1 protein-coding gene is annotated in these 613 nt (G+C 19.2%); it reads right to left on the reverse strand.

Annotated features, from left to right (window positions below):
* Positions 1 to 79: 79 nt before the first annotated feature.
* The gene (locus KQI30_RS16910) at positions 80 to 496 is read right to left on the reverse strand and encodes a hypothetical protein (protein ID WP_216464514.1); all 417 of its coding nucleotides are present in this window, start codon (positions 494 to 496) and stop codon (positions 80 to 82) included.
* Positions 497 to 613 lie beyond the last annotated feature (117 nt).

Genomic DNA, 613 nt, shown 5'->3' on the forward strand with positions numbered 1-613 from the left:
TTCGTCAATCTATATCATATCCTGTCTAACCTTTCTATAAATAAGGAGGTGATTATATTGAATGAAAAGATAGTTAATTTTATTTTATCCCAAGGAATATGACTAGTTTCTGTTTTTTAGGAAGAAATGAAATTAAATCAGTAAAACATATACTTGAAACGTTTTCTAAATCATAAGATTCTGTGTCTTTTTCATAATATTTAGGAGTAAAATAAGATTCTTTATTTTGAGTTAGAGTAGTTTTTTTATAAAGGTTTTTACAATAATTCTTTAGAGAAATAAATATATAATTATCTAGTTCTGAATCACTTAAAAAATTATGTATATCTATTTTTTTTATTAAAAGCCATAAGAATAGATTTAAATCATTTTTATAATAAATTAAATTAAATGATTTACATAAGTAATCTATACGTTTTGAAAAATATAGATAAATAATGTCAAAGTCAATTAAGTTATCTTTATATTTTTGTATTGATGATTTTAATAAGTCCAAAAAAACCCCCTCCTTTAATATATTTATACAAATAAAAACAATATAATATATAATTTTGTAAACCTTATTTTACCATAAAATAAATAAAAAGTTATATAATACTATATTTACCAAAAT

It is taken from the genome of Clostridium bornimense (assembly GCF_018917145.1).
Taxonomy (GTDB): Bacteria; Bacillota; Clostridia; order Clostridiales; family Clostridiaceae; genus Clostridium_AN; species Clostridium_AN bornimense_A.